Below are 5,775 nucleotides of genomic sequence, written 5' to 3'. Positions count from 1 at the left end.
GGCGGGCGCTGTCCCCGCAGAGCCTCCCGGCCTGCCGCGGCCCCCCGCAACCCCTACCCCCCGGCGGCCCCGGCACATTCCAGTGCCGGGGCCGCGCGCCGTTCCGGAACCCCTCGGCAGTAAGGGCCGACTTAGGGGGTTGGTTAGGGGAAGACCCGGCCTTCCGCGCGACAAGACTGAGCATGCGAACGACATTATGCCGGGCGGTTCTGTGAGCTCTGCTCGCATTTCGCCTTCGCCCCGAACGGTGCCCTGTGCATGGCCGCCCGTGGCGCCGAACACGGTATGCCGCACGTGGTGCCGTACGCCGGCGTAATTGTCGAGGCGTTCCACGCTATCAAGGGATGTGAAGGCAATGTTGCGCACGGAGCTCATTCGACCGCTGCCCGAACTGCTGGCGGAGCACGCCCGTGAATTCGGTGACAAGGTCGCATTCCGGGACTCCGTACGGAGCGTGACGTACGCCGAACTCGAACTGCGCACCCGGCACCTCGCCGGACACCTCGCCGAACGCCGTCTGCACCCCGGTGACCGGGCGGCCATCCTGCTGGGCAACAGCGTGGAGACCGTGGAGAGCTACCTGGCCCTCACCCGGGCCGGGGTCATCGGGGTACCCCTGAACCCGCGAGTCACCGAGGCGGAGCTGACCTACCTCCTCGACGACAGCGGCGCCCGCGCCGTGATCACGGATCCTGCCCGCGCGGAGCAGCTGGCCGCGCTCCTGGGCAGCCGTACCGACCTGAGGATCCTGGTCACGGGCGACCTGGGCGTGCCCGCCGGCGCCGATTCGTTCGAGGAACTCGCCTCCACGGCACCGGCGACACCCGCCCGGGACGACCTCGGCCTCGACGACCCCGCGTGGATGCTCTACACCTCCGGTACGACGGGACGCCCCAAAGGCGTCCTGTCCACCCAGCGCAACTGCCTCTGGTCCGTGGCCGCCTGCTACGTACCCATCCCCGCGCTCAGCGCGGACGACCGGGTCCTCTGGCCCCTGCCCCTCTTCCACAGCCTCTCCCACATCGTGTGCGTCCTGGGCGTGACAGCGGTCGGCGCCACCGCACGCATCGTCGACGGATTCGCCGCCGCCGACGTACTCGACGCCCTGCGCGAGGAATCCTCGACCTTCCTGGCCGGGGTCCCCACGATGTACCACCAACTGGTCCGCGCCGCACAGGAGGAGGGGTTCGACGCCCCCGATCTCCGCATGTGCCTCGTCGGCGGGGCCGTCACCACCGCGGCGCTGCGCCGGTCCTTCGAGGAGGCGTTCGCCGCACCCCTGCTGGACGCCTACGGCAGCACCGAGACCTGCGGCTCCATCACCGTCAACTGGCCCACCGGCGCCCGGGTCGAAGGCTCCTGCGGGCTGCCCGTACCGGGCCTGGGCGTGCGCATCGTGGACCCGGAGACCGGCCTGGACGCCACGGAGGGCGAAGAGGGCGAGGTCTGGGTCCGGGGACCGAGCGTCATGCTCGGCTACCACAACCAGCCGGAAGCCACCGCGGAAGCCCTGCGGGACGGCTGGTACCACACCGGCGATCTGGCCCGGCGGGACGGCTCCGGCTACTTCACCATCACCGGCCGCATCAAGGAACTCATCATCCGCGGAGGAGAGAACATCCACCCCGGAGAGGTCGAGGAGGTCCTGCGCTCCGTCCCCGGCGTCGCCGACGTCGCCGTCGTGGGCAAGCCCCACGACGTCCTCGGCGAAGTTCCCGTGGCCTTCCTCGTACCCGGCACGGAGGGCATCGACCCCGAGGCGCTCCTCACCGCCTGCCGTGACCGGCTGTCCTACTTCAAGGTGCCCGAGGAGCTCTACGAGATCGACCGGATCCCCCGCACCGCATCCGGCAAGATCACCCGCCATGTGCTGCTCGAACGCCCCGCCCGGCTGCGCGCCGCCAACGGAAGCCACTACGAGCAGCTCTTCCGGCTCGACTGGATCCCCCTCTCCTCCGTCCCCGCACCGCAGCCGCCCGCCCGGAACTGGGCCGTCATCGGGGCCGACGCCTTCGGCGTCACCGACCATCTGCGGGGGCTCGGACAGACCGTCGACCAGCACCCGACGCTCGACGCGCTGCAAGGCGCCGCCGGCACCGACGCCCACGTCCCTGACGTCGTCGTTCTGTCCTGCGGAGCCGGAGTCCGCAGGTCCGCACCGCTCCCCGAAGCGGTGCAGAACACCGTCCGCGTACTCACCGGGCAGCTGGAGGCCTGGCTGGCGGACGTCCGGACCACGGCCTCCACCCTCGTCATCGCCACCCGAGGGGCCGTCGCCGTAGGTGCCGAGGACGACGTCACCGACCTGATCCAGGCTCCGCTGTGGGGCGTCGTCCGCAGCGCCCAGACCTCACACCCCGGCCGGCTCGTCCTCATCGACCTGGACATCGACGACGACCCGGCGCCCGCCCTGGCCGACGCCGTGGCCTCGGGAGAGCCCCAGATCGTCGTACGTTCAGGGGTCCCCCTGCGTCCCAGGGCCTCACGGGTGTCCGCCGTCGCCGACCCCGAGCAGCCCGCCGCCTTCGACTCCGGGCGTACGGTGCTGGTCACCGGCGCCGACGGCCCGACCGCCGCCGCCGTGGCCCGTCACCTCGTCGGCGGACACGGAGTCCGTCGTCTGCTCCTCATCAGCGAGCGCGGCGCAGCCGACCGCACCGCCGCCGCTCTCGCGGCCGAACTGACCGCGCGCGGCGCCGAGGTGACGCTCTCCGCCTGCGACATCGCCGACCGGGAGGACCTCGCCACCCTGCTGGCCCGAACCGGGCACCGGCCGAACGCCGTCGTCCACACACCGGGCGCCGTCGCCCGCGAGCTCAAGGCCACTCTGGATGGCGCGCTCAACCTCCACGAACTCACCGTGGGCACCGACCTGTCCGCATTCGTGGTCTATTCGTCGGCCACCGGCGCACTCGGCTCCGCCGAGCACAGCGACGAGGCGGCGGCCGGCGTCTTCCTCGACGCCCTCGTGCAGCACCGCGCCGCCCGCGGTCTTCCCGCGCTCTCCCTGCGCACCGGCCCGTTCGAAGGAGACGGCCGGGCGGCTCCGGCAGGACTCGGGCGGCTCACCGAACAGCAGAGCACCGCCATGTTCGACGCCGCGCACCTCGCCGACCGGACATCGCTCATCGTCATGCGGCTGGACAACGAGACCCTCGGCGGCGCCACCTTGGACCCGTCGACGATCGCGCCGCCCCTGCGCGGCCTGATCGACGCCCCCGCCCGCAACTCCGCACCGGACAACGCGACGTCCGCGGAGCTGCGCCGACGGCTCGCCGGCCTCACCGAGGCCGACCAGGACCGTCTCCTGCTCGACCTCGTACGCGGCGAGGTCGGCCAGGTGCACCAGGACCCGGGCGGTACCGCGCGGGCCGACCGGCCGTTCAAGGACCTCGGATTCACGTCGCTCACCGCCGTCGAGCTCCGCAACCGCCTCACCACGTCCACCGGCCTGCACCTCCCGGTCACCCTGGCCTTCGACCACCCGACCCCCGCCGCCGTCGCCCGCCACCTCCGCGTCCGCCTGCTCGGAGGCCACCGGCCGGGGCGCACCGCAGCCTCCGCACCCGCGGTCCGGGCGCGCCGCACGGACCCGGCCGACGACCCCATCGCCATCGTGGGGATGGGCTGCCGGCTGCCGGGCGGAGTCACGTCCCCCGACCAGCTGTGGCGGCTGGTATCCGACGGCGTGGACGCGATCTCCCCCTTCCCCGCCGACCGGGGCTGGGACCTGGACGCCCTGTACGACCCGGATCCCGACCGGGCCGGCACGTCGTACGTCAGACACGGTGGCTTCCTGCACGACGCGGGCTCCTTCGACGCGGGATTCTTCGACATATCGCCGCGTGAGGCGCTGGCGATGGACCCGCAGCAGCGGTTGCTGCTGGAGGTGTCGTGGGAGGTGTTCGAGCGGGCGGGCATCGATCCGACCTCGCTGCACGGCAGCAAGGTCGGCGTCTACACCGGCGTGATGTACCACGACTACGCCAGCGGACTCTCCCGCGTCCCGGACGGCCTCGAGGGCTACCTCGGCACGGGCAACGCGGGCAGTGTCGCCTCCGGCCGCGTCGCGTACACCCTCGGCCTGGAGGGCCCTGCCGTCACGGTGGACACGGCGTGCTCGTCGTCGCTGGTGGCGTTGCATCTGGCGGCGCAGGCCCTGACCAACGGTGAGTGCACGATGGCCCTCGCCGGTGGTGTGGCCGTGATGTCCCGGCCCACCTCCTTCGTGGAGTTCTCCCGGCAGCGTGCCCTGGCGGCCGACGGCCGCTGCAAGCCCTACGCCGACGGCGCCGACGGCACCGCCTGGTCCGAAGGGGCCGGGGTACTGCTCCTGGAGCGGCTGTCGGATGCGCGGCGGCTGGGTCATGAGGTGCTGGCGGTGGTGCGGGGGTCGGCGGTCAACCAGGACGGCGCGTCCAACGGACTGACGGCACCTAACGGACCCTCGCAGGAGCGGGTGATCCGAGAGGCACTCGCCGGCGCGCAGCTGTCGGCCACGGATGTCGATGCGGTGGAGGGCCACGGGACCGGGACGACGTTGGGTGACCCGATCGAGGCGCAGGCGCTGCTGGCGACGTACGGCCAGGGCCGTGCGCAGGACCAGCCGCTCTGGCTGGGGTCGTTGAAGTCCAACATCGGGCACGCCCAGGCTGCGGCGGGTGCTGCGGGGATCATCAAGATGGTGCAGGCGATCCGGCATGGTGTGTTGCCGAGGACGCTGCATGTGGATGAACCGTCGTCGAAGGTGGACTGGTCGTCGGGGGCTGTGGAGCTGTTGACGGAGTCCAGGTCGTGGCCGGAGGTCGACCGTCCGCGCAGGGCTGGCGTGTCCTCGTTCGGGGTGAGTGGGACGAACGCCCACGTGATCCTGGAGCAGGCTCCCGTGCTCACGTCCGGGGAGCCGCAGGACACAGCACCCACGTCCGAGCCCACGGCCGTGCCGTGGGTGGTGTCGGCCCGCACAGCGGACGCCCTACGAGCCCAGGCCGAGCGGCTCCGGGACTTCGCCGGGCGTCCGGGCGTGGGCCTTGCTGAGGTGGGTCATTCGCTTGCTGTGGGGCGGGCGGGTCTGGAGCACCGGGCGGTGGTGGTTGCTGGGGATCGTGGTGGTGTGTTGGCGGGTGTGTCGGCGTTGGCCCGGGGTGATGTTGCTGGTGGGTCGGTGGTGTCGGGTGTGGCGGATGTGTCGGGTCGGTCGGTGTTCGTGTTTCCGGGTCAGGGTTCGCAGTGGGTGGGGATGGGCCGGGATCTGCTGGATTCCTCGCCGGTGTTCGCGCGGGTGCTGACGGAGGTCAGTGGTGTGCTGGGTGGGGTGAGTGGGTGGTCGGTTCTGGATGTGGTGCGGGGTGTGGAGGGTGCTGCGTCGTTGGACCGGGTGGATGTGGTGCAGCCGGTGTCGTTCGCGGTGATGGTGGCGTTGGCTCGGGTGTGGGAGTCGTTCGGGGTGCGTCCGGATGCGGTGGTGGGGCATTCGCAGGGTGAGATCGCGGCGGCGCATGTGGCGGGTGTTCTGTCGTTGGAGGACGCGGCCCGGGTCGTGGTGTTGCGCAGCCGTGCGATCGCGGGTGGTCTGGCCGGCCGCGGCGGGATGGTGTCAGTGGCTCTTCCCGTGGACCGGGTGGGTGAACGCCTCGGCTCCGGGGTGGAACTCGCAGCGGTCAACGGCCCGTCATCGGTCGTCGTGGCGGGTGACCCCGATGCGCTGGATCAGCTCATTGCCGCGTATGAGTCCGAGGGCGTCCGGGTTCGTCGGGTTCCGGTGGACTACGCGTC

1 protein-coding gene is annotated in these 5,775 nt (G+C 71.8%); it reads left to right on the top strand.

Translation table 11 applies throughout. The features are described from left to right. Positions 1-355 precede the first annotated feature (355 nt). Positions 356-5,775, top strand: a 5,420-nt coding sequence (locus ACFWFI_RS40435; RefSeq protein ID WP_387400586.1) for a beta-ketoacyl synthase N-terminal-like domain-containing protein, incomplete at its 3' end; no start/stop codon positions are given.

This window comes from Streptomyces sp. NPDC060209, assembly GCF_042728155.1.
GTDB lineage: Bacteria > Actinomycetota > Actinomycetes > Streptomycetales > Streptomycetaceae > Streptomyces.
This window is presented reverse-complemented; position numbering and strand designations above follow the sequence as displayed.